Origin of the sequence: Limimonas halophila (assembly GCF_900100655.1) — a bacterium.
GTDB classification, from domain to species: Bacteria; Pseudomonadota; Alphaproteobacteria; order Kiloniellales; family Rhodovibrionaceae; genus Limimonas; species Limimonas halophila.
On the sequence record NZ_FNCE01000015.1, the window covers coordinates 1 to 19,641 of the forward strand.

At 66.9% G+C, this 19,641-nt stretch carries 31 protein-coding genes; 30 read left to right on the forward strand and 1 reads right to left on the reverse strand.

The features are described from left to right. The first annotated feature begins 3 nt into the window (after positions 1-3). The 30 genes from tuf to BLQ43_RS13215 all read left to right on the forward strand — a co-directional run bounded on the left by tuf (position 4) and on the right by BLQ43_RS13215 (position 18,040). On the forward strand, positions 4-1,194 hold the full coding sequence (gene tuf / locus BLQ43_RS13070) for an elongation factor Tu (RefSeq protein WP_090022023.1): 1,191 nt from the start codon (positions 4-6) through the stop codon (positions 1,192-1,194). A gap of 78 nt (positions 1,195-1,272) precedes the next feature. Beyond that, positions 1,273-1,587 carry a 30S ribosomal protein S10 gene (gene rpsJ, locus BLQ43_RS13075; RefSeq protein ID WP_090021860.1) on the forward strand — a complete coding sequence of 105 codons (315 nt, stop codon included), beginning with the start codon at positions 1,273-1,275 and terminating at the stop codon, positions 1,585-1,587. 4 nt (positions 1,588-1,591) lie between these two features. Continuing rightward, entirely contained in the window at positions 1,592-2,299 is a 708-nt protein-coding gene (gene rplC / locus BLQ43_RS13080; RefSeq protein ID WP_090021864.1) for a 50S ribosomal protein L3, read from the forward strand. Positions 2,300-2,304: 5 nt separating this feature from the next. Further along, a complete protein-coding gene (rplD, locus tag BLQ43_RS13085; protein ID WP_090021869.1) occupies positions 2,305-2,925 on the forward strand; it encodes a 50S ribosomal protein L4 in 621 nt (206 codons plus the stop codon). Continuing rightward, complete coding sequence (locus BLQ43_RS13090) at positions 2,922-3,254, forward strand: 50S ribosomal protein L23 (protein WP_090021873.1); 333 nt, start codon at positions 2,922-2,924, stop codon at positions 3,252-3,254. The genes rplD and BLQ43_RS13090 overlap by 4 nt, the downstream gene beginning before the upstream one ends. Before the next feature lie 3 nt (positions 3,255-3,257). Beyond that, positions 3,258-4,091, forward strand: a complete 834-nt coding sequence (rplB, locus tag BLQ43_RS13095; protein WP_090021877.1) for a 50S ribosomal protein L2 — start codon at positions 3,258-3,260, stop codon at positions 4,089-4,091. Positions 4,092-4,103: 12 nt separating this feature from the next. Beyond that, a complete protein-coding gene (rpsS, locus tag BLQ43_RS13100; RefSeq protein WP_090021882.1) occupies positions 4,104-4,382 on the forward strand; it encodes a 30S ribosomal protein S19 in 279 nt (92 codons plus the stop codon). A gap of 4 nt (positions 4,383-4,386) precedes the next feature. Then, positions 4,387-4,767, forward strand: coding sequence for a 50S ribosomal protein L22 (gene rplV / locus BLQ43_RS13105; RefSeq protein WP_090021885.1), 381 nt, complete (start codon positions 4,387-4,389; stop codon positions 4,765-4,767). A 2-nt stretch (positions 4,768-4,769) separates the two neighbouring features. Next, complete coding sequence (gene rpsC / locus BLQ43_RS13110) at positions 4,770-5,450, forward strand: 30S ribosomal protein S3 (RefSeq protein ID WP_090021890.1); 681 nt, start codon at positions 4,770-4,772, stop codon at positions 5,448-5,450. A 45-nt stretch (positions 5,451-5,495) separates the two neighbouring features. Beyond that, positions 5,496-5,921 carry a 50S ribosomal protein L16 gene (gene rplP, locus BLQ43_RS13115; protein ID WP_090021894.1) on the forward strand — a complete coding sequence of 142 codons (426 nt, stop codon included), beginning with the start codon at positions 5,496-5,498 and terminating at the stop codon, positions 5,919-5,921. 4 nt (positions 5,922-5,925) lie between these two features. Next, on the forward strand, positions 5,926-6,135 hold the full coding sequence (gene rpmC / locus BLQ43_RS13120; RefSeq protein WP_090021897.1) for a 50S ribosomal protein L29: 210 nt from the start codon (positions 5,926-5,928) through the stop codon (positions 6,133-6,135). 3 nt (positions 6,136-6,138) lie between these two features. Then, positions 6,139-6,369 (forward strand): 30S ribosomal protein S17, encoded by a 231-nt coding sequence (rpsQ, locus tag BLQ43_RS13125; protein WP_090021901.1) that lies wholly within the window; start codon positions 6,139-6,141, stop codon positions 6,367-6,369. A 42-nt stretch (positions 6,370-6,411) separates the two neighbouring features. Further along, the gene (gene rplN / locus BLQ43_RS13130; RefSeq protein ID WP_090021905.1) at positions 6,412-6,780 is read left to right on the forward strand and encodes a 50S ribosomal protein L14; all 369 of its coding nucleotides are present in this window, start codon (positions 6,412-6,414) and stop codon (positions 6,778-6,780) included. After that, positions 6,777-7,097, forward strand: coding sequence for a 50S ribosomal protein L24 (gene rplX / locus BLQ43_RS13135; RefSeq protein ID WP_437123483.1), 321 nt, complete (start codon positions 6,777-6,779; stop codon positions 7,095-7,097). Before rplN ends, rplX begins: the two co-directional genes overlap by 4 nt. A 254-nt stretch (positions 7,098-7,351) precedes the next feature. Next, positions 7,352-7,894, forward strand: a complete 543-nt coding sequence (rplE, locus tag BLQ43_RS13140) for a 50S ribosomal protein L5 (RefSeq protein ID WP_090021912.1) — start codon at positions 7,352-7,354, stop codon at positions 7,892-7,894. Between the two features lie 23 nt (positions 7,895-7,917). After that, positions 7,918-8,223 carry a 30S ribosomal protein S14 gene (gene rpsN, locus BLQ43_RS13145; protein ID WP_090021916.1) on the forward strand — a complete coding sequence of 102 codons (306 nt, stop codon included), beginning with the start codon at positions 7,918-7,920 and terminating at the stop codon, positions 8,221-8,223. A gap of 18 nt (positions 8,224-8,241) precedes the next feature. Beyond that, positions 8,242-8,640: a 30S ribosomal protein S8 gene (rpsH, locus tag BLQ43_RS13150; protein ID WP_090021921.1), complete on the forward strand. Its 399-nt coding sequence runs from the start codon at positions 8,242-8,244 to the stop codon at positions 8,638-8,640. A 17-nt stretch (positions 8,641-8,657) separates the two neighbouring features. Next, on the forward strand, positions 8,658-9,191 hold the full coding sequence (gene rplF / locus BLQ43_RS13155; RefSeq protein ID WP_090021926.1) for a 50S ribosomal protein L6: 534 nt from the start codon (positions 8,658-8,660) through the stop codon (positions 9,189-9,191). A 5-nt stretch (positions 9,192-9,196) separates the two neighbouring features. Then, positions 9,197-9,559, forward strand: a complete 363-nt coding sequence (gene rplR / locus BLQ43_RS13160; RefSeq protein ID WP_090021929.1) for a 50S ribosomal protein L18 — start codon at positions 9,197-9,199, stop codon at positions 9,557-9,559. 12 nt (positions 9,560-9,571) lie between these two features. Then, positions 9,572-10,117 carry a 30S ribosomal protein S5 gene (gene rpsE, locus BLQ43_RS13165; protein ID WP_090021934.1) on the forward strand — a complete coding sequence of 182 codons (546 nt, stop codon included), beginning with the start codon at positions 9,572-9,574 and terminating at the stop codon, positions 10,115-10,117. Further along, positions 10,114-10,314, forward strand: a complete 201-nt coding sequence (gene rpmD / locus BLQ43_RS13170) for a 50S ribosomal protein L30 (protein WP_090021938.1) — start codon at positions 10,114-10,116, stop codon at positions 10,312-10,314. The genes rpsE and rpmD overlap by 4 nt, the downstream gene beginning before the upstream one ends. A 117-nt stretch (positions 10,315-10,431) precedes the next feature. Further along, positions 10,432-10,962: a 50S ribosomal protein L15 gene (gene rplO / locus BLQ43_RS13175; protein WP_090021942.1), complete on the forward strand. Its 531-nt coding sequence runs from the start codon at positions 10,432-10,434 to the stop codon at positions 10,960-10,962. Between the two features lie 129 nt (positions 10,963-11,091). Then, the gene (secY, locus tag BLQ43_RS13180; RefSeq protein ID WP_090021946.1) at positions 11,092-12,435 is read left to right on the forward strand and encodes a preprotein translocase subunit SecY; all 1,344 of its coding nucleotides are present in this window, start codon (positions 11,092-11,094) and stop codon (positions 12,433-12,435) included. Beyond that, complete coding sequence (locus BLQ43_RS13185) at positions 12,435-13,097, forward strand: adenylate kinase (protein WP_090021950.1); 663 nt, start codon at positions 12,435-12,437, stop codon at positions 13,095-13,097. Before secY ends, BLQ43_RS13185 begins: the two co-directional genes overlap by 1 nt. A gap of 106 nt (positions 13,098-13,203) precedes the next feature. Continuing rightward, complete coding sequence (rpsM, locus tag BLQ43_RS13190) at positions 13,204-13,575, forward strand: 30S ribosomal protein S13 (RefSeq protein WP_090021953.1); 372 nt, start codon at positions 13,204-13,206, stop codon at positions 13,573-13,575. 75 nt (positions 13,576-13,650) lie between these two features. Continuing rightward, a complete protein-coding gene (rpsK, locus tag BLQ43_RS13195; protein WP_090021957.1) occupies positions 13,651-14,043 on the forward strand; it encodes a 30S ribosomal protein S11 in 393 nt (130 codons plus the stop codon). Positions 14,044-14,171: 128 nt separating this feature from the next. Continuing rightward, positions 14,172-15,188 (forward strand): DNA-directed RNA polymerase subunit alpha, encoded by a 1,017-nt coding sequence (locus BLQ43_RS13200; protein ID WP_437123484.1) that lies wholly within the window; start codon positions 14,172-14,174, stop codon positions 15,186-15,188. Positions 15,189-15,368: 180 nt separating this feature from the next. Next, positions 15,369-15,806 (forward strand): 50S ribosomal protein L17, encoded by a 438-nt coding sequence (gene rplQ, locus BLQ43_RS13205; RefSeq protein WP_090021967.1) that lies wholly within the window; start codon positions 15,369-15,371, stop codon positions 15,804-15,806. Between the two features lie 132 nt (positions 15,807-15,938). Next, positions 15,939-17,255, forward strand: a complete 1,317-nt coding sequence (locus tag BLQ43_RS13210) for a replication-associated recombination protein A (protein ID WP_090021973.1) — start codon at positions 15,939-15,941, stop codon at positions 17,253-17,255. A gap of 119 nt (positions 17,256-17,374) precedes the next feature. After that, a complete protein-coding gene (locus tag BLQ43_RS13215; protein ID WP_090021977.1) occupies positions 17,375-18,040 on the forward strand; it encodes a cysteine hydrolase family protein in 666 nt (221 codons plus the stop codon). Positions 18,041-18,067: 27 nt separating this feature from the next. Here the strand turns inward: BLQ43_RS13215 and BLQ43_RS13220 are convergent, their stop codons facing one another. Further along, the gene (locus BLQ43_RS13220) at positions 18,068-19,600 is read right to left on the reverse strand and encodes an acyl-CoA carboxylase subunit beta (RefSeq protein WP_090021980.1); all 1,533 of its coding nucleotides are present in this window, start codon (positions 19,598-19,600) and stop codon (positions 18,068-18,070) included. Positions 19,601-19,641: the final 41 nt, after the last annotated feature.

Sequence of the window (19,641 nt, forward strand, 5' to 3'; positions counted from 1 at the left end):
GCCATGGCGAAGTCGCAGTTTGAGAGGGACAAGCCGCACGTCAACATTGGGACGATTGGTCACGTTGACCATGGGAAGACGACGTTGACGGCGGCGATGACGCGGATTTTGTCGGAGCAGGGTAGTGCGGACTACCAGGCGTTCGACAAGATCGACAAGGCGCCGGAGGAGAAAGAGCGCGGGATCACGATTTCGACGGCGCACGTGGAGTATTCCACGGAGAACCGGCACTATGCGCACGTCGACTGTCCGGGTCACGCGGACTACGTGAAGAACATGATCACGGGCGCGGCGCAGATGGACGGCGCGATTCTTGTGGTGTCGGCCGCGGACGGTGCGATGCCGCAGACGCGCGAGCACATTTTGCTGGCGCGCCAGGTGGGTGTTCCGGCGCTGGTCGTTTATCTGAACAAGTGCGATCAGGTGGACGACGAGGAGATTTTGGAGCTGGTGGAGCTCGAGGTTCGCGAGCTGCTGTCGAGTTACGACTTTGACGGCGAGGCGACGCCGGTGATCAAGGGTTCGGCGTTGACGGCGCTCGAGGGCGGTGACCAGAAGATGGGTCACGACAGCATCATCGAGTTGGTGAACGCGATCGACGAGCACATTCCGCAGCCGGAGCGTCCGCTGGACAAGCCGTTCCTGATGCCGATCGAGGACGTGTTCTCGATTTCGGGTCGCGGGACGGTTGTCACGGGCCGCGTTGAGCAGGGCAAGGTGACGACGGGCCAGCAGGTCGAGATCGTTGGCTTCAAGCCGACGCGGAAGACGACGGTGACCGGCGTGGAGATGTTCCGCAAGCTGCTGGACCAGGGCGAGGCCGGCGACAACGTTGGCACGCTGTTGCGCGGGATTGCGCGCGACGACGTGCAGCGCGGTCAGGTGCTGGCGGAGCCGGGTTCGATCACGCCGCACACGAAGTTCACGGCCGAGGCGTATATTCTGAACAAGGACGAGGGCGGTCGTCACACGCCGTTCTTCTCCAACTATCGGCCGCAGTTCTTCTTCCGGACGACGGACGTGACGGGCGTGGTGCAGCTGCACGAGGGCACCGAGATGGTGATGCCGGGCGACAACGCGGCGATGGACGTCGAGCTGATCGCGCCCGTCGCCATGGAGGAAGGCCTGCGCTTCGCCATCCGCGAAGGCGGCAAAACCGTCGGCGCCGGCGTCGTCTCCAAAATCATCGAGTAAAATCGTCTTCGACGGCGGGGCCGCACCGCCGGTGAGCCGGCGGTGCGGCCCTTGCTTCGCGACAAACGGATGGCGGCAATGGAAAGCCAGAACATTCGCATCCGCTTGAAGGCCTTCGAACACCGGGTGCTCGACAACTCGACCTCGGAGATCGTGAACACGGCCAAGCGGACCGGCGCTCGCGTGCGGGGTCCCATCCCGCTGCCCACGCGCATCGAGCGGTACACGCTGCTGCGGGGGCCGCATATTCACAAGAAGAGCCGCGAGCAGTTCGAAATCCGCACCCACAAGCGGTTGCTCGACATCGTCGACCCCACGCCGCAGACCGTGGACGCTTTGATGAAGCTGGACCTTGCGGCCGGCGTGGACGTCGAGATCAAGCTGAAGGGCTGATGCCATGCGCACAGGCGTGCTCGCACAAAAGGTCGGCATGACCCGTATCTTCGACGAGCAGGGCCGGCACGTTCCGGTGACCGTGCTCCAGCTCGACGAGTGCCAGGTCGTGGACATCCGGACCGAGGACAAGGACGGCTACAACGCCGTTCAGGTCGGGGCCGGCCGTGCGAAGGCCAAGAACACGACAAAGCCCATGCGGGGGCACTTCGCCAAGGCGAAGGTAAAGCCGAAGGCCAAGCTGGGTGAGTTCCGGGTTGCCCCGGATGCCCTGCTGGAACCGGGCCAGGAACTGACTGCGAATCACTTCGTTCCCGGCCAGTACGTCGACGTCAGCGGGAAGTCCTTCGGCCGGGGCTTCACCGGCGTCATCAAGCGGCACAACTTCGGCGGCCTGCGGGCCACGCACGGCGTTTCGGCGGTGCACCGCTCGATGGGCTCGACCGGTCAGATGCAGGATCCGGGTCGCGTCTTCAAAGGCAAGAAGATGCCGGGCCGCATGGGTGACCGCACGGTGACCACCCAGAACCTGAAGATTGTGTCGGTGGATGAGAGCCGCAACCTGCTGCTCGTGCAGGGCAATGTGCCCGGCAAGGAAGGTGGCTGGCTGCGCGTCCGCGACGCCGTGAAGAAGACGCGTCCGGAGACGGCACCCTATCCGGCGGCGACGGCTGGCGCGGAAGCGCAGAGCGGCGAGGCCAGTGAGGGATGACGGCCATGAAGTGGGCAGTAACCACGCTGGACAACGAGACGGCCGGCGAGATCGAGCTGAACGAGGCCGTCTTCGGGCAGCCGCTGCGTAAGGACATCCTGGCGCGCGTGGTTGAATGGCAGCTGGCGCGGCGCCGAAACGGAACCGCTTTCACCAAGTCGCAGAGCCAGGTAAGCGGCTCGGGCAAGAAGATCTACCGCCAGAAGGGCACCGGCCGCGCACGGCACGGGGCACGCCGGGCGAACATCTTCCGCGGCGGGGGTGTCGCGCACGGCCCGAAACCGCGGGATCACAGCTTCTCGCTGCCGAAGAAGGTGCGCCGGCTGGGTCTGAAGGTCGCCCTGTCCGCCAAGGCCAGCGAGGGCAAGCTGATCGTGCTCGATCAGGCGGTCGCCGACAGCCCCAAGACCAAGGCACTGCAGCAGCGCCTGAAGGGCCTGGGCGTAAGTGGCGCACTCGTGGTCGGTGGCGACGAGTTGGACGAGAACTTCTCGCTCGCCGCGCGGAACATGAAGGATGTCGACATCCTGCCGCAGAGCGGCGCGAATGTGCACGACATTCTTCGCCACGATCAGCTCGTGCTGACGACAGACGCCGTGCAAGCGCTGGAGGCGCGCCTGACATGAGCCACGTGCGACCGCACAAGCCCAGCGAGGTTTCGCTGTCGCGGACGCGCATGTACGACATCGTGCGCGAGCCCGTGATCACCGAGAAGTCCACGATGGGCGCGGAGAACAACGAGGTCACCTTCCGGGTGCCGCTGGAGGCCAGCAAGCCGGAAATCCGGAAGGCGGTCGAGTTCCTCTTCAACGTCCGCGTCACGGCCGTGAACACGCTTCGCCACAAGGGCAAGCGCAAGCGCTTTCGCGGCATTCACGGCAAGCGGGCGGACACCAAGAAGGCGTTCGTGACGCTGGCCGAGGGCTACAGCATCGACGTAACGACGGGGATCTAAGCCATGGCGCTGAAGAGCTACAACCCGGTCACGCCAAGCCAGCGTCAGCTGATCACCGTCAGCAAGCGGGATCTGTGGTCCGGGCCGCCCGTCAAGAAGCTGACGGAAGGGCTGACGAAGAGTGGCGGCCGCAACAACGCCGGGCGGATGACGACGCGTCGCCGGGGCGGCGGGCACAAGCGCACGTACCGCATCATCGACTTCAAGCGCAAGAAGATGGACGTGGCCGCGACCGTCGAGCGCCTGGAGTACGATCCGAACCGGTCCGCCTTCATCGCGTTGATTCAGTACGACGACGGCGAGCAGGCCTATATCCTGGCGCCGCAGCGGCTGAAGGCCGGCGACCGCGTCGTCTCGAAGGACAAGGCCGATGTGAAACCCGGCAACGCGATGCCCCTGAAGGGCATGCCGATCGGGACGATCATCCACAACGTCGAGATGAAGCCCGGCAAGGGCGGGCAGCTGGCCCGGGCCGCCGGCTCGTACGTCCAGTTGGTCGGCCGCGACGCCGGCTACGCACTGCTCCGCCTGGCCTCGGGCGAGGTGCGGATGGTTCGCGGCGACTGCAGGGCGACCGTGGGCGCGGTCTCCAACCCGGCCCACGCCAACGTCAACCGCGGCAAGGCGGGGCGCAGCCGTTGGCTCGGCAAGCGACCCGAGGTGCGCGGTGTTTCGATGAACCCGATCGACCACCCCCACGGTGGTGGTGAGGGCCGCACCGCTGGCGGCCGTCATCCGGTCAACCCGCAGGGCAAGCCGACCAAGGGGTACAAGACCCGCTCGAACAAGCGCAGCGACGCCCTCATCGTGCGGCGTCGGCACGCCAAGCGGAAGTAGTGGAGGCCAATCTTGGCGCGCTCGGTTTGGAAGGGCCCGTTCGTCGACGGCTATCTGCTTAAAAAGGCGGAAGCCGCGCGCGAGTCGGGCCGCAGAGAAATCATCAAGACCTGGTCGCGGCGCTCGACGATCATGCCGCAGTTTGTCGGCCTGACCTTCGGGGTGCACAACGGCAAGAAGTTCGTCCCGGTGCTGGTGACCGAACACATGGTCGGCCACAAGCTCGGCGAGTTTGCGCCCACCCGCACGTTCCACGGGCACGCCGCGGACAAGAAGGCGAAGAGGAGATAAGGCCATGGGCAAGCCCAAGGCCGGCCGTCCGGTCGCCGAAAACGAAGCGAAGGCGATGGCGCGCAGCCTGCGCATCAGCCCGCGCAAGCTGGACACCATGTGTGGCCTCATTCGCGGGAAGAGTGCTGAGCGCGCGGTCGCGGATCTGACCTTCTCCAAGCGTCGGGTCGCCAAGGACGTGAAAAAGGTCCTACAGTCGGCGATTGCCAACGCGGAGAACAACCATCAACTCGACGTGGACCGGCTGTACGTGGCCGAGGCGTCGGTGGGCAAGTCGATCGTGATGAAGCGCTTCCGTCCGCGGGCGCGCGGTCAGGTCGGGCCGATCGACAAGCCGTTCAGCCGGCTGACGATTGTCGTCCGCGAGGGCGAGGAGAGCGCGTAGCGATGGGCAACAAAATCAACCCCAACGGGCTGCGGCTCGGGATCAACCGAACCTGGGACTCCCGCTGGTACGCGGCGCAGCACAATTACCCGGATCTCCTGCACGAGGACATCAGGCTGCGCCGGTATCTGCACTCGCGGCTGAAGCAGGCCGGGGTGGCGCGCGTCGTGATCGAGCGGCCGGCGAAGAAGGCCCGCATCACGATCCACACCGCGCGGCCGGGCGTGGTCATCGGCAAGAAGGGCGCAGACATCGAGCGCCTGCGCCAGGACCTCCAGAAGATGACCGACAGCGAGGTTCATCTGAACATCCTGGAGATTCGCAAGCCCGAGACCGAGGCCCAGCTCATCGCGGACAACATTGCGGGGCAGCTGGAGCGCCGCGTGGCGTTCCGCCGCGCGATGAAGCGCGCCGTGCAGTCGGCGATGCGCCTGGGTGCAGAGGGTATCCGCATCAAGTGCGCCGGCCGCCTGGGTGGGACCGAGATCGCGCGGACCGAGTGGTACAACGAGGGCCGCACCCCGCTCCACACGCTGCGCGCGGACATCGACTTCGCGGAATCCACGGCGAAGACGGCCTACGGCAGTTGCGGCGTGAAGGTGTGGGTGTTCAAGGGCGAGATCCTGGCCCACGACCCCATGGCGCGCGAGAACCGCCAGCAGGAGAGCCAGGCGGGCCGCTGAGGCGTCCACGTAGCGCCGGCCCGCAAGCGCGAGGGAAGAGAGACCATGTCGCTCAAGCAGCCGAAGCGGACAAAGTACCGCAAGAGCCAAAAGGGCAAGTCGAAGATCCGCGGCACGGCGAAGGGCGGAACCGAGTTGGCCTTTGGGCAGTACGGCCTGAAGGCGCAGTCCAACGCGCGGGTTTCGGCGCGGGAACTCGAGGCTGCCCGTCGCGCGGTCACGCGCCACATGCGCCGTGTCGGTAAGCTGTGGATGCGCAGCTTCCCGGATCTGCCCATCACGTCCAAGCCCGCGGAAGTCCGCATGGGCAAGGGCAAGGGCACGGTCGAGTGGTGGGCCACCCGCGTCCACGCCGGCCGGATCATGTTCGAGCTGGACGGTGTCCCGCGCGAGACCGCGGAGGAGGCGTTCCGGCTCGCGTCCCAGAAGCTGCCGGTGAAGACCCGCTTCATCGAGCGGATGGAGGGCTGACGCGATGAAGGCCGCCGACGTGCGCGCGAAGTCGGTGGATGAGCTCCGCCGCGATCTGATGGCCCTGAAGAAGGAGCAGTTCAATCTGCGCTTCCAGAAGGCCAGCGGGCAGCTCGAGAACACCGGCCGGGTGAAACAGGTCCGCCGCGACATTGCGCGGATCAAGACGATCCTGACGGAAAAGAACCGCCAGGCAACGCAGCAGGAGTCCTAAGCGATGCCCCGCCGCATTCTGCAAGGGCGCGTGGTTTCCACCAAAGGCGACAAGACGGTGCACGTCCGTGTCGAGCGCCGGGTGAAGCATCCGCTCTACAAGAAGTTCGTGAAGCGCTCGAAGAAATACGCCGCGCACGATGCGGAGAACAGCTGTTCCCTCGGCGAGTTCGTTCGTATCCAGGAATGCGCGCCGTATTCCAAGCGCAAGCGCTGGGAAGTGATCAGCGCCTGAGATGCGATCCGGCCCGGCCGGCAAACGAATGGGTGACAACCAATGATCCAGATGCAGACCGAACTGGACGTCGCCGACAACTCGGGGGCCCGGCGCGTCCAGTGCATCAAGGTGCTGGGCGGCTCCTGGCGCCGGTCCGGCGGGGTCGGCGACATCATCGTGGTGTCGGTGAAAGACGCCATCCCGCGCGGGCGCGTGAAGAAGGGGGACGTTCACCGCGCGGTGATCGTCCGCACGGCCAAGGAGATCCGGCGCGAGGATGGGACGGCGATCCGCTTTGACCGCAACGCGGCCGTCTTGCTCAATCGCCAGAACGACCCCATCGGCACGCGCATCTTCGGCCCCGTAACGCGCGAGCTGCGCGCGAAGCGGTTCATGAAGATCATCTCGCTGGCGCCGGAGGTTCTGTGATGGCGAGCAAGATCAAGCGCGGCGACAATGTGGTCGTCCTCACGGGCCGTGACCGCGGCAAGCAGGGCGAGGTTCTGCGCGTCCTTCCGAAGGAGAAACGGGTGGTCGTGCAGGGCGTGAACGTCGCCAAGCGGCACCAGCGTCCGTCGATGCAGCACCAGGGCGGGATCGAGGAAAAGGAAGCGCCGGTGGACGTGTCCAACGTGGCGCTGCGCGATCCCTCCGACGGAAAGCCGACGCGGGTTGGTTTTCGGTTCTTGGCGGACGGGCGGAAAGTGCGTTACGCCAAGCGCTCCGGCGAGACGATCGACCGGTAACATGCCAAGGCCGGGGTCCGGCGCCGGCTGGGCTGCGGCGACGATCTGGAGTAGGCGGCAGTGCCCGACCGGTTCAGCGCCTGACCGGGACGGCAGACGCGCCTCGAGCTACGGCAACGGCACGCGGCCTCCTTCAGCGCGACGCTGGCCGGCCTCACGGAACGGGATACGAGCCGCGGACCGTCCGGCGGTCGGCTGAGATGTATCGGACCGCCCCGCGGCGGGCCGGGATCAAATACGCGGAGACACCAACGATGGCGGCCCGACTGAAGGAACACTATCGGAATACTGTCCGGGATCGGCTGCAGCAGGAGTTTGGCTACGAGAACCCGATGCAGATCCCGCAGCTCGAGAAGATTGTCATCAACATGGGCGTCGGCGAGGCGGCCCGCGATCAGAAGAAGGCCGAGGCGGCAGCCAAAGACCTTACACAGATCGCCGGCCAGAAGGCGGTGGTTACGCGAGCGAAGCGCTCGGTTGCGGGCTTCCGCGTTCGCCAGAACATGCCGATCGGCTGCAAGGTCACCTTGCGCCGGGAGCGGATGTACGAATTCCTCGACCGGCTGGTCACCATCGCGCTGCCGCGCGCCCGAGACTTCCGGGGTGTGTCCCCGAAGAGCTTCGACGGTCGCGGCAATTTCTCGATGGGGCTGAAGGAGCAGATCATCTTCCCCGAGATCGAGTACGACAGCGTCGACGAGGTCCGGGGCATGGACATCGTGATCTGCACGACCGCCAAGACGAACGAGGAGGCACGCAGTCTCCTCAAAGCGTTCGACATGCCGTTCCAGAGCTGAGCGGCGACGGGGAGACAGGCTCAATGACGCGCAAGAGCAGCTTCTACACGAACAAGAAGCGTGTCCGCATGGCGCAGAAGTACGCGACGAAGCGCGCGGAGCTGAAGTCCCGTGTGCGGGACATGTCGCTGGCGCCGGAAGAGCGGTTCCAGGCTTCGCTGGAGCTTGCCAAGCTTCCGCGGAACTCCTCGCCGACGCGCATTCGCAACCGCTGCGAATTGACGGGCCGGCCGAGGGCCTACTACCGCAAGTTCCGTCTTTCGCGCATCAAGCTGCGCGAACTGGCGTCGGTCGGGCAGATCCCCGGCATGGTCAAATCCAGCTGGTAATGAGAGGAGCGCGCCGAGATGGCTAGCAGCGATCCGCTCGGGGATCTTCTGACCCGGATCCGGAACGGCCACATGGCCCAGAAGGCGATGGTCAAAGCCCCCGCATCGCGCTTGCACCGCAACGTGCTCGATGTGCTGAAGCGCGAAGGCTACATCCGGAACTATGCGCAGGAAGATGTGCGCAAGGGCGTTTCGGAGATCCGCATCGAGTTGAAATACACCGACGGCTATCCCGCGATTCAGGAGATCGCGCGCATTTCCCGGCCCGGGCGGCGCGTGTACTCGAAGATCAGGGAGCTGCCGCGCGTTTACAACGGGCTGGGAATCAGCATCCTGTCCACGCCGCGCGGTGTGCTGTCCGACGCCGAGGCTCGAACGGCCAACGTCGGCGGCGAGATCCTGGCGCGGGTGTTCTAGAGGAAGGGACGCCGAGAATGTCGCGCGTAGGCAAGAATCCCGTCGCGGTGCCGGACGGTGTCGAGCTTCAGGTGGAGTCCGACCGCGTAGTCGCGAAGGGGAAGCTGGGCGAGCTCAGCGCGCCCCTGACCGATAACGTCCGCACCCGGATGGAAGACGGCAAGTTCTGGGTCGAGCCGGCGGACACCAGCGAGTTTGCCCGGTCCATGTGGGGCACGACGCGTGCCAACGTGGCCAACATGGTGAAGGGTGTCAGCGAGGGCTTCACTCGGAACCTGGAAATCAATGGCACGGGCTATCGTGCCATGGTTCAGGGCAACACGCTCACGCTGCAGCTCGGCTACAGCCACGACATCAAGTATGAGATCCCCGAGGGGATCACGATCACCTGCCCGAAGGCGACGCAGGTCCAGGTTCATGGGGCCTCGAAGCAGCAGGTCGGGCAAGTGGCGGCGATCATCCGCGGCTTCCGGCCGCCCGAGCCGTACAAGGGCAAGGGTGTGAAGTACTCGGATGAAACGCTCATCCGTAAGGAAGGCAAGAAGAAGTAATCGTCATGCAGAGTGCACGGGAACTTCGCGAGCGTCGCAGGCGGCGCGTTCACGCTGCGGTTCGCAACAAGGCGCGTGGGCGGCCGCGGCTGATGGTCTTCCGCTCGAACCAGCACATCTATGCCCAGGTCGTGGACGACACCCGGGGCCACACGCTCGCGGCGGCCTCGACCCTGGACCGCGAGCTGCGGGGCGAGTTGCGGACCGGTGCGGACGTCACGGCGGCGGCCGAGGTCGGCAAGCTGGTCGCTCAGCGCGCGACCAATGCCGGTGTCGAACAGGTCGCGTTCGACCGCAGCGGCTACAAGTATCACGGGCGCGTTCGGGCGCTTGCGGAAGCGGCGCGCGAAGGCGGCCTCTCGTTCTAAACCGGAGTGGACATGGCTGCGAAACAGGATCGCCGCGAAGAAAGCGAGCTGATCGAAAAGCTCGTTCACATCAACCGCGTGGCCAAGGTCGTGCAGGGCGGTCGCCGCTTCGGCTTCGCCGCACTGGTGGTCGTGGGCGACGGCAAGGGCCGCGTCGGATTCGGCAGCGGCAAGGCGCGCGAGGTTCCGGAAGCCATCCGCAAGGCGACCGACCAGGCGAAGCGCAACATGCGCCGAGTGCCGCTGCGCGAGGGCCGCACGCTCCACCACGACACGCGGGGGCATTTCGGTGCCGGCCGGGTGATCATGCGCGCCGCACCGCCGGGAACCGGGATCATTGCCGGTGGTCCCATGCGCGCGGTTTTCGAGGCGCTTGGGGTTCAGGACGTGGTCGCGAAGTCGAACGGCACCCAGAACCCGCACAACATGATCAAGGCCACGCTCGAGGGGCTCGGCCGCTGCCGCAGCCCGCGCCAAGTGGCGCAGCGTCGCGGCAAGAAGGTGTCGGACATCGTCTCGCGCCGTGAGGGCGCGCAGAGTGCTCAGGAGAGCGCATGATGGGCGAGCAGGCGAAGAGCGGGAAGACGATCCGCGTGACGCTGGTTCGGGGTGGCGATCACCGCCCGCCGAAGCAGCGGGCGACGCTGCGCGGCCTAGGCCTGACGCGGCGCGGACGGTCCCGCGTTCTGGAGGATACGCGGGCCGTGCGCGGCATGGTCGCGAAGGTGAATCACCTCGTGCGGGTGGACGAGTAGGGTCACACCCCGCATAAACGGTCAGCGAACGCCGCAGCGGTCCCGCGAGGGCCGCGAAGTCGAATTTGCGCCGGGGTGCGGATCTCCCCGGCGCGCAATTGTGCGAAAGGCGAGGCGATGAAGCTCAACGAGATCCGTGACAACGAGGGCGCTCGTCCCGATCACAAGCGCCGTGGCCGGGGCAACGGCTCCGGGCTCGGCAAGACCGGCGGGCGCGGTCACAAGGGTCAGAAGGCCCGCAGCGGGGTTGCGCTGGGGGCCTTCGAGGGCGGCCAGATGCCGCTCCACCGGCGGCTGCCGAAGCGCGGCTTCAACAACGTTTTCCGCAAGGATTTCGTCGAGGTGAACCTCGACAAGCTGCAGCGCGCTGTCGACCAGGGCGCTCTCGATCCCGCTCAGCCCGTGGACGCCGAAGCCATCCGCAGGGCCGGGATCGTGAAGCGCACGCGCGACGGCGTTCGCGTTCTCGGGCGCGGCGAGATCAAGGCGAAGCTCGACGTGCGTGTGGCCGGCATTTCGGGAAGCGCGCGCAACGCCATCGAGGCCCAGGGCGGCTTGGTGACGATCGAGGGCGCCGAGGAGATGGCCGCGGCGCAGGAGCGCAAGACCAAGCGCGCGAAGAAGCCGGTTCCGGGCCAGAGCGCCTGAGGCGGCGCGACGACGTGGTGCGCGGGCGGTGCGCGGGGCGCGAGCCGTCCGCCGCAGCGCTGAGATCAGTGAGGGTCCGGCCGCGGCGAAGCGCCGCGCGGTGGCCCGAGAGGATGCGGATCACGGTTCATGGCATCGGCCGCTGAACAGCTTGCAGCGAACCTGAACTTCAGCGCGTTCGCGAAGGCGACGGAGCTGAAGAAGCGCATCTGGTTCACGCTGGGCGCGCTCGTGATCTTCCGCCTGGGCACCTACATCCCGGTGCCGGGCATCGATCCGGTGGCGCTGGAGCAGATCTTCCAGCAGCAGTCCCAGAGCATGCTGGGCATGTTCAACATGTTTTCGGGCGGCTCGCTCGGGCGCATGACGATCTTTGCGCTGTCGATCATGCCCTACATCTCGGCGGCCATCATCATGCAGCTGCTCACGGCCGTGTCGCCGAAGCTGGAGCAGCTCAAGAAGGAAGGCGAGGCCGGCCGGCAGAAGATCAACCAGTACACGCGCTACGGCACGGTACTGCTGGCGGCCGTGCAGGCCTACGGGATCTCGGTGGGCCTGGAAGGCATGCAAGCGCCCACGGGTGCGTCCGCGGTCATCGATCCGGGGTTGTTCTTCCGCTTCACGACCGTGGTGACGCTGACCGGCGGCACGATCTTCCTGATGTGGCTGGGTGAGCAGATCACGCAGCGCGGTGTGGGCAACGGCATCTCGCTGATTATCTTCTCCGGGATCGTGGCCAACCTGCCGAGCGCGTTCGCGAGCACGCTGGAGCTGGGCCGAACCGGCGCGTTGTCGACCGGGATCATCCTCTTCCTGCTGGTGATGGCGGTGGCGGTGATCGCCTTCATCGTTTTCATTGAGCGCTCGCAGCGCCGGCTGATCGTCCAGTACCCGAAGCGCCAAGTCGGCAACAAGATGTTCGGCGGGGAGAAGTCGCACCTGCCGATCAAGCTGAATTCGGCCGGGGTCATCCCGCTGATCTTCGCGTCCTCTTTGCTGCTGATGCCGCTGACGGTGGCCGGGTTTTCCGGTCAGGGCGGGCCCGACTGGCTGAACACCGTGACGGCGCTGCTCGGCCGGGGGCAGCCGCTCTACCTGGCGCTCTATGTGGCTGGCATCGTGTTCTTCGCGTTCTTCTACACCTCGATTGTCTTTAACCCCGAGGACACGGCGGAGAACCTGAAGAAGAACGGCGGCTTCATCCCGGGGATCCGGCCGGGCAAGAACACCGCGAACTACATCCACTACATCCTGATGCGCCTGACCGCCGTGGGCGCGGTGTACCTGGCGCTGGTGGCCATCCTGCCGGAAATCCTGGTGGCGCAGTACAACGTCCCCTTCTACTTCGGTGGCACGAGCCTGCTCATCGTGGTTTCCGTTACGATGGATACCGTGGCACAGGTCCACTCTCACCTGCTGGCCCACCAGTACGAAGGGCTCATCAAAAAGGCCAAGCTGAAGGGGAGTCGGTGATGAACGTGATCCTCCTCGGTCCGCCGGGCGCCGGAAAGGGCACGCAAGCTAAGCGCCTCGAGGAGGCGTACGGCATCCCGCATCTGGCCACCGGCGACATGCTGCGCGCCGCCGTGCGCTCGGGGTCGGAGCTTGGCCAGAAGGCCAAGGAGATCATGGACGCCGGCCAACTGATGCCGGACGACCTGATGATCCGGATGATCGAGGACCGGATCAGCCAGGATGACTGCGCCAAGGGCTTCATCCTGGACGGCTTCCCGCGCACGACCGCGCAGGCCGAAGCGCTGGACGAGATGCTCGCGCGGCGTGGCAGCCAGCTGGACGCGGTGGTCGAGTTGAAGGTGGACGAGGAAGAACTGGTGCGGCGCATCACCGGCCGGTTCTCCTGCGCGGAGTGTGGGGCCGGCTACCACGACGAATTCCACCAGCCGAAGGTGGACGGCGTGTGCGATAGCTGCGGCAGCACACAGTTCAAGCGCCGGTCGGACGACACCGAGGAGACCGTGCGCAAGCGCATGCGCGAATACCGCGAGCAGACCGAGGCGATCATCCCACACTACCGCCAGCAGGGCCTGCTGCACCAGGTCGACGGGATGGCCGACATCGACGAGGTCACGCGGCAGGTGAAGGCGGTTTTGGACAAGGTTCCCCAGGCGCATTGACTCGCCGGGAACGATGATGTAGGGAGCCGCACCCCGCCGCTCGGCGGCAACGGGGTGGCGTGTTTCCCGCAAGCACAACAGGCAAGCGAGCGAAGGAGACGGCCACGTGGCACGTATCGCTGGTGTGAACATCCCCACGCAGAAGCGGGTGCCGATCGCGCTGACCTACATCCACGGGATCGGGCACACGCAGGCGAACAAGATCTGCGAGAAGGTTGGCATTCCGACGGAGCGTCGGGTGAACGACCTGACGGAGGACGAGGTCGTCCGGATCCGTGAGGTCATTGACAACGAGTACACTGTGGAAGGTGACCTGCGGCGCGTGCATGCCATGCAGATCAAGCGGCTCATGGACCTTGGCTGCTATCGCGGGCTGCGCCACCGCAAGGGGCTTCCGGTCCGCGGGCAGATGACGCAGACGAACGCTCGGACGCGGAAGGGTCCCGCGAAGGCGATCGCAGGCAAGAAGAAGCGCTAATCGACGCGGTGAGACGAGGCCGCAAGCCGAGGCGCGCGGCGCAGGACAGCAACCAGATCAACGGCAGGCAACGCGATGGCGAAGGCGACGCAAGGGCGCTTGCGTAAGCGCGAACGGAAAAACATTACGTCCGGCATCGCGCACGTGAACGCGAGCTTCAACAACACGATGGTGACCATTTCCGACGTACAGGGGAATGCGATTTCCTGGGCGTCGGCCGGTCAGATGGGCTTTAAGGGCTCGCGCAAGTCGACGCCCTACGCGGCGCAGCTTGCCGCGGACACGGCCGGGCGCAAGGCGCAGGAGCACGGCATGCGGACCCTGGAGGTCAACGTGAAGGGCCCCGGGTCAGGTCGTGAGTCGGCGCTGCGGGCGCTTCAGGCCGCCGGCTTCCAGATCACGGCGATCCGGGATGTTACGCCGATCCCGCACAACGGCTGCCGGCCGCCGAAGCGTCGCCGGGTCTAAACTGCGCCCGCCGGAGATCGACGGAACGCATTTGGGGCGGCGCCCCGGCCTGCGGGTCGGGGCGGCCGTCCATGTTGGTCATGCAACGGCATGACGCGACCACGCCGGACAAGCCCTGGGGTGACGCCGTGCTTCACAAAAACTGGACCGACCTCATCAAACCGAACAAGTTGGACGTGCAGCCGGGCCACGATCCGCGGCGCTTCGCCCATGTGGTGGCGGAGCCGCTCGAGCGCGGATTCGGCCTGACGCTCGGCAACGCCCTGCGGCGTGTGCTGCTGAGTTCTCTGCAGGGAGCTGCGGTCACGGCCATCCAGATCGACGGCGTTCTGCACGAGTTCTCCTCGATCACGGGGGTGCGTGAGGACGTTACGGACATCGTCCTCAACGTGAAATCCCTGGCGCTGCGCATGCACGGCGAAGGCCCGAAGCGCATCCGTGTGCGCGCCGAGGGGCCGGGCCAGGTAACCGCCTCGCAGATCGAGACGGGTCACGACATCGAGGTCCTCAACCCCGACCTCATCCTGTGCACGCTGGACGACGGCGCGCGCTTCGACATGGAGATGACGGTCGAGGTCGGGAAGGGCTACGTGCCGAGCACGCAGAACCGGCCCGAGGATGCGCCCATCGGCCTAATCCCCGTGGACGCCGTGTTCTCCCCGATCCGCAAGGTCGCCTATCGGGTCGAGGACACGCGTGTCGGCCAGGTGACGGACTACGACAAGCTGACGATGGACGTGGAAACCACGGGCGCCGTGCGGCCGGAAGACGCCGTCGCGCTCGCGGCCCGCATCCTACAGGATCAGCTGCAGCTCTTCATCAACTTCGAGGAGCCGCAGGGCGGCGAGGGTAAGGACGCCGCCAGCGAGCTGCCCTTCGACAAGAACCTGCTGCGCAAGGTGGATGAGCTGGAGCTGTCCGTCCGCTCCGCGAACTGCCTGAAGAACGACAACATCGTCTACATCGGCGACCTCGTTCAAAAGACTGAGTCGGAGATGCTCCGCACACCCAACTTCGGGCGGAAGTCGCTGAACGAGATCAAGGAAGTGCTGGCTCAGATGGGCCTGTCCCTCGGCATGGATGTGCCGGGCTGGCCGCCGGACAATATCGAGGAGCTGGCCCGCCGGGTCGAGGAGCCGTACTGACGGCGCCTCGCCCGAGCGACGACACGGCGCGGTGAGCGCGCCCCCCGGCGTGCCCGGTCCAGCTCGAAGACGACCGCGGCGTCGGGTATGCCAAGCGGTCCCGTGCGCGGGGCCCGGCATCGCCAACGGAGGTCACCCACACCCGGTTCGACCGGGCCCAACGATTAGGAGCTTCTTGCCATGCGCCACGCGAAGAAGGGCCGCAAACTCAATCGGACAAGCGCGCATCGCCAGGCGATGTTCGCGAACATGGCCGGCTCGCTGTTCAAGCACGAGCAGATCACCACCACGCTGCCGAAGGCCAAGGAGCTGCGGCGCGTGGCGGAAAAGTTGATCACGCTCGGCAAGCGCGGCGACCTGCACGCGCGGCGCCTGGCGGCGTCCCGCCTCCGCGACGAGGCGATGACGAAGAAGCTCTTCGACACCCTCGGGCCCCGCTATCAGAACCGGCAGGGTGGCTACACCCGCATCCTCAAGGCCGGCTACCGCCACGGCGACATGGCGCCCATGGCCGTGATCGAGCTGGTCGACCGCGATCCCAGCGCCAAGGGCCAGGATTCCGGGCCCACGGCGGAGAACGCGGACGAGGAGGAGAACGAGCGCGCGATGAGCGCGTAAGCCCGCTCCTTCGCTGGATTTTGACGTCGAGGGCGGCTCCGCTGGCGGAGCCGCCCTTTTCTTTGTGTCTGGACGCCGGCGCCCGCGCACCACACATGCGGGCGTGGATCGATCGGAACCGGGTCGCGCCGCATGACGACGCCCACGCTCTTCGAGGATGACGCGCCGCGCCCGCTGGCGGACCGCCTGCGCCCCCAGCGGCTGTCGGACGTGCTCGGGCAGCAGCACGTTCTGGCGCCGGATGCCGTGCTGGGGCGCATGGTGGCGCAGGGGCGGCTGGCGTCGATGATCCTCTGGGGCCCGGCGGGCTGCGGCAAGACGACGATCGCCCGTCTCCTCGCCGATGCCACGGACCTGGCGTTCGAGCCGCTGTCGGCCGTGTTCGCCGGCGTCAGCGACCTGCGCAAGGTCTTCGAGCGGGCCCGCGAACGGCGCGCACTGGGGCAGGGCACGCTGCTGTTCGTGGACGAGGTCCACCGTTTCAACCGCGCGCAGCAGGATGCCTTTCTGCCCTACGTCGAGGACGGCACCGTCATCCTCGTCGGCGCGACCACGGAGAACCCCTCGTTCGAACTGAACAGCGCGCTGCTCTCGCGCTGCCACGTCGTCGTCCTCAAGCGGCTGGACGAGGGTGCCCTGAGCCAGCTGCTGGACCGCGCCGAGGCCGACGCGGGGCGGGCGCTGCCGCTGGACGCCGACGCGCGCCAGACGCTCATCGCCATGGCGGACGGCGACGGGCGCTACCTGCTCAACATGGTCGAGGCGCTGTTCGAGCAGCCCGCCGAGGAGTCGCTGGACACGGCCGCGCTCATGCGGCTGGTGCAGAACCGGGCGCCCGTCTACGACAAGGCGCAGGACGGTCACTTCAACCTGATCTCGGCTCTGCACAAGGCGCTGCGCGGGTCCGACTGCGACGCCGCGCTGTACTGGTTGGCGCGCATGCTGACGGCCGGTGAGGATCCGAGTTACGTGGCGCGGCGGCTGGTGCGATTCGCGTCCGAGGACGTGGGTCTGGCCGATCCGCAGGCGCTGCCGCAGGCGCTGGCCGCATGGGACGCCTACGACCGCCTCGGCAGCCCGGAAGGCGAACTGGCGCTGGCGCAGGCGGTGATCTACCTGGGCACGGCGCCGAAATCGAACGCAGCCTACGTGGCGCTCAACGAGTCCTACCGGGCCGCCAAGGAACACGGCTCGCTCATGCCGCCCGCGCACATCCTCAACGCGCCGACGAAGCTCATGCGCGACCTCGGCTACGGCGCCGGCTACGAATACGACCACAACGCCGCCGAGGGCTTTTCCGGCCAGGACTACTTCCCAGAGGGCATGGACCGGCGCGAATTCTACCGCCCGCCCGAACGCGGGTTCGAGCGCGAGGTGCGCAAGCGGCTCGCCTACTGGGCGCGGCTTCGTCAGGAAAAACAGGGCTCTACAGGCGAAGGGCGTGGCTGAACGCCCGAGGGTTGCAGCAGGCTCGGCCCTGGTATGCGCCGTCTCTCTCTTGTGCGCGCCCGGCCGGCATGATTTGCCGGACCGTGGCGCTTTGGTGACACAGGAGATGGCCCGACGGCATGAGCGATTACACCACGCCGCACCGTGATTCCGCCGCTGTGGTTACCGTCGATGCCCAGCGCGATTACGTCGAACAGGACTCGCCCGTCAAGTCCGCCGGGTGCAGCAGCGTGGTGGAGCCGCTGGGCCGGCTGGTCCAGGGGATGCGCGAGCGTGGCGCCCCAGTCTTCCATCTCGTCCGCTTCTATTGGCCGGACGGCAGCAACGTCGATCTCTGCCGCCGCCAGGCCGTGGAAGAGGGGATGCGCGTGCTGATGCCGGGCAGCCAGGGCGCCGAGCTCGTGTCCGGCATTGCCCCCGACAACGCCCCGCGTCTCGATCCGCACCTGCTGATCGAAGGGCAGGCGCAGGAGCTGGGCCCGCGCGACCGTGCCATCTACAAGCCCCGCTGGGGCGGGTTCTATGGCACCTGCCTGGACGCGGAGCTGCGCCGGGCCGGCATCGACACCCTCATCATCGCGGGCTGGAACTTCGCCACCTCGGGCCGGGCCACGCTGCTGGAGGCGAGCGAGCGCGACTATCGCATCGTGCTCGTGCCCGACGCCTGCGCCTCGGTGACCGACGAAGCGCAGCTCGAACTCGGCCGCGTGGGCGTGCACCTCAAGCCCGTTGAGCAGTGCCTCAACTGGGCCGACGGCGGCCGGCGCGAGAACGGCGGGGCCTGATCCCGCCCACGGTCACAAGGGCCAGCGTCACAACGGAACGTTGCCGTGCTTGCGCCCGCGCGTGCCGGCGTTCTTGCTGCGCAGCATGTTGAGCGCGCTGCACAGCCGTCGCCGCGTGCCGTGGGGCATGATGATGTCGTCGAGGAAGCCGCGCGAGGCCGCGACGAAGGGGTTGGCGAACTTCGTCCGGTATTCCTCCGCGCGCTCCGCCAGTTTGTCCGGGTCCCTGGCGTCCTCGCGGAAGATGATCTCGGCCGCGCCCTTGGGGCCCATGACCGCGATCTCCGCCGACGGCCAGGCGTAGTTCACGTCCCCGCGCAGGTGCTTCGAGCTCATCACGTCGTAGGCGCCGCCGTAGGCCTTGCGCGTGATGACGGTGACCTTGGGCACCGTGGCCTCGGCGTAGGCGTAGAGCAGCTTGGCGCCGTGCTTGATGATGCCGCCGTGCTCCTGCGCCGTGCCGGGCATGAAGCCGGGCACGTCGACGAAGGTCACGATGGGGATGTTGAAGCCGTCGCAGAAGCGCACGAAGCGCGCCGCCTTGCGGGCTGAATCGATGTCCAGGCAGCCCGCGAGCACCAGCGGCTGGTTGGCGACGAAGCCGACGGGCTGCCCGCCCATGCGCCCGAAGCCGATGACGATGTTCTTGGCGTAGTCGGGCTGGACCTCGAAGAAGTCGCCCTCGTCGGCGACCTTCTCGATCAGCTCCTTCATGTCGTAGGGCTCGTTGGGCGCGATCGGCACCAGCGAGTCCAGCGACGGCTCGTCGCGGTCGATCGGGTCCTCGGTGGGGTGTTCCGGCGGCGCCAGCCCGCAGTGCGAGGGCAAGAAGTCGATGAAGCGCCGCGCCATCTCCAGCGCCTCGACGTCGTTGTCGAAGGCGAGGTCGCTGACGCCGGAGGTTCCCGTGTGCACGTCCGCGCCGCCCAGCTGTTCGGGCGTCACGTCCTCGTGCGTCACCGTCTTCGCCACGTCCGGGCCGGTGACGAACATGTAGGCGGTGTCGCGCACCATGAAGATGAAGTCGGTCATCGCCGGCGCGTAGACGGCGCCGCCCGCGCACGGCCCCATGACCAGCGAGAGCTGCGGCACCACGCCCGAGGCGTCCACGGTGCGCTGGAAGATGTCGGCGTAGCCGGCGAGGGACTCGACGCCCTCCTGGATGCGCGCGCCACCGGAATCGTTCAGGCCGATGACGGGCGCGCCCAGCTCCAGCGCCTTGTCCATGATCTTGACGATCTTGCGCCCGTGCGCCGCCGACAGCGAGCCGCCGAAGACGGTGAAGTCCTGGCTGAAGACGAAGACCAGCCGCCCGTTGATCGTGCCGTGGCCGGTGACGACGCCGTCGCCCGGGATCTTCTGCTCCTCCATCCCGAACTCGGCGCAGGTGTGCTCGACGAACATGTCCCACTCCTCGAAGGAGCCCTCGTCGAGCAGCAGCTCCAGGCGCTCGCGCGCGCTCAGCTTGCCCTTTTCGTGCTGCTTGGCGATGCGCTGCTCGCCCCCGCCGGCACGCGCCTGACGCCGCTTGGCTTCAAGTTGCTGAAGAACGCTGGTCATGGTCGGGCCCGCCCCGTTCCCGCTTGTGATTGTGTCCGGGA

Bases quoted from the DNA above. Each gene is read 5' to 3' on its own strand.
- tuf (WP_090022023.1), top strand. From the start codon at position 4: ATGGCGAAGTCGCAGTTTGAGAGGGACAAGCCGCACGTCAACATTGGG.
- rpsJ (WP_090021860.1), top strand. From the start codon at position 1,273: ATGGAAAGCCAGAACATTCGCATCCGCTTGAAGGCCTTCGAACACCGG.
- rplC (WP_090021864.1), top strand. From the start codon at position 1,592: ATGCGCACAGGCGTGCTCGCACAAAAGGTCGGCATGACCCGTATCTTC.
- rplD (WP_090021869.1), top strand. From the start codon at position 2,305: ATGAAGTGGGCAGTAACCACGCTGGACAACGAGACGGCCGGCGAGATC.
- BLQ43_RS13090 (WP_090021873.1), top strand. From the start codon at position 2,922: ATGAGCCACGTGCGACCGCACAAGCCCAGCGAGGTTTCGCTGTCGCGG.
- rplB (WP_090021877.1), top strand. From the start codon at position 3,258: ATGGCGCTGAAGAGCTACAACCCGGTCACGCCAAGCCAGCGTCAGCTG.
- rplV (WP_090021885.1), top strand. From the start codon at position 4,387: ATGGGCAAGCCCAAGGCCGGCCGTCCGGTCGCCGAAAACGAAGCGAAG.
- rpsC (WP_090021890.1), top strand. From the start codon at position 4,770: ATGGGCAACAAAATCAACCCCAACGGGCTGCGGCTCGGGATCAACCGA.
- rplP (WP_090021894.1), top strand. From the start codon at position 5,496: ATGTCGCTCAAGCAGCCGAAGCGGACAAAGTACCGCAAGAGCCAAAAG.
- rpmC (WP_090021897.1), top strand. From the start codon at position 5,926: ATGAAGGCCGCCGACGTGCGCGCGAAGTCGGTGGATGAGCTCCGCCGC.
- rpsQ (WP_090021901.1), top strand. From the start codon at position 6,139: ATGCCCCGCCGCATTCTGCAAGGGCGCGTGGTTTCCACCAAAGGCGAC.
- rplN (WP_090021905.1), top strand. From the start codon at position 6,412: ATGATCCAGATGCAGACCGAACTGGACGTCGCCGACAACTCGGGGGCC.
- rplE (WP_090021912.1), top strand. From the start codon at position 7,352: ATGGCGGCCCGACTGAAGGAACACTATCGGAATACTGTCCGGGATCGG.
- rpsN (WP_090021916.1), top strand. From the start codon at position 7,918: ATGACGCGCAAGAGCAGCTTCTACACGAACAAGAAGCGTGTCCGCATG.
- rpsH (WP_090021921.1), top strand. From the start codon at position 8,242: ATGGCTAGCAGCGATCCGCTCGGGGATCTTCTGACCCGGATCCGGAAC.
- rplF (WP_090021926.1), top strand. From the start codon at position 8,658: ATGTCGCGCGTAGGCAAGAATCCCGTCGCGGTGCCGGACGGTGTCGAG.
- rplR (WP_090021929.1), top strand. From the start codon at position 9,197: ATGCAGAGTGCACGGGAACTTCGCGAGCGTCGCAGGCGGCGCGTTCAC.
- rpsE (WP_090021934.1), top strand. From the start codon at position 9,572: ATGGCTGCGAAACAGGATCGCCGCGAAGAAAGCGAGCTGATCGAAAAG.
- rpmD (WP_090021938.1), top strand. From the start codon at position 10,114: ATGATGGGCGAGCAGGCGAAGAGCGGGAAGACGATCCGCGTGACGCTG.
- rplO (WP_090021942.1), top strand. From the start codon at position 10,432: ATGAAGCTCAACGAGATCCGTGACAACGAGGGCGCTCGTCCCGATCAC.
- secY (WP_090021946.1), top strand. From the start codon at position 11,092: ATGGCATCGGCCGCTGAACAGCTTGCAGCGAACCTGAACTTCAGCGCG.
- BLQ43_RS13185 (WP_090021950.1), top strand. From the start codon at position 12,435: ATGAACGTGATCCTCCTCGGTCCGCCGGGCGCCGGAAAGGGCACGCAA.
- rpsK (WP_090021957.1), top strand. From the start codon at position 13,651: ATGGCGAAGGCGACGCAAGGGCGCTTGCGTAAGCGCGAACGGAAAAAC.
- rplQ (WP_090021967.1), top strand. From the start codon at position 15,369: ATGCGCCACGCGAAGAAGGGCCGCAAACTCAATCGGACAAGCGCGCAT.
- BLQ43_RS13210 (WP_090021973.1), top strand. From the start codon at position 15,939: ATGACGACGCCCACGCTCTTCGAGGATGACGCGCCGCGCCCGCTGGCG.
- BLQ43_RS13215 (WP_090021977.1), top strand. From the start codon at position 17,375: ATGAGCGATTACACCACGCCGCACCGTGATTCCGCCGCTGTGGTTACC.
- BLQ43_RS13220 (WP_090021980.1), bottom strand. From the start codon at position 19,600: ATGACCAGCGTTCTTCAGCAACTTGAAGCCAAGCGGCGTCAGGCGCGT.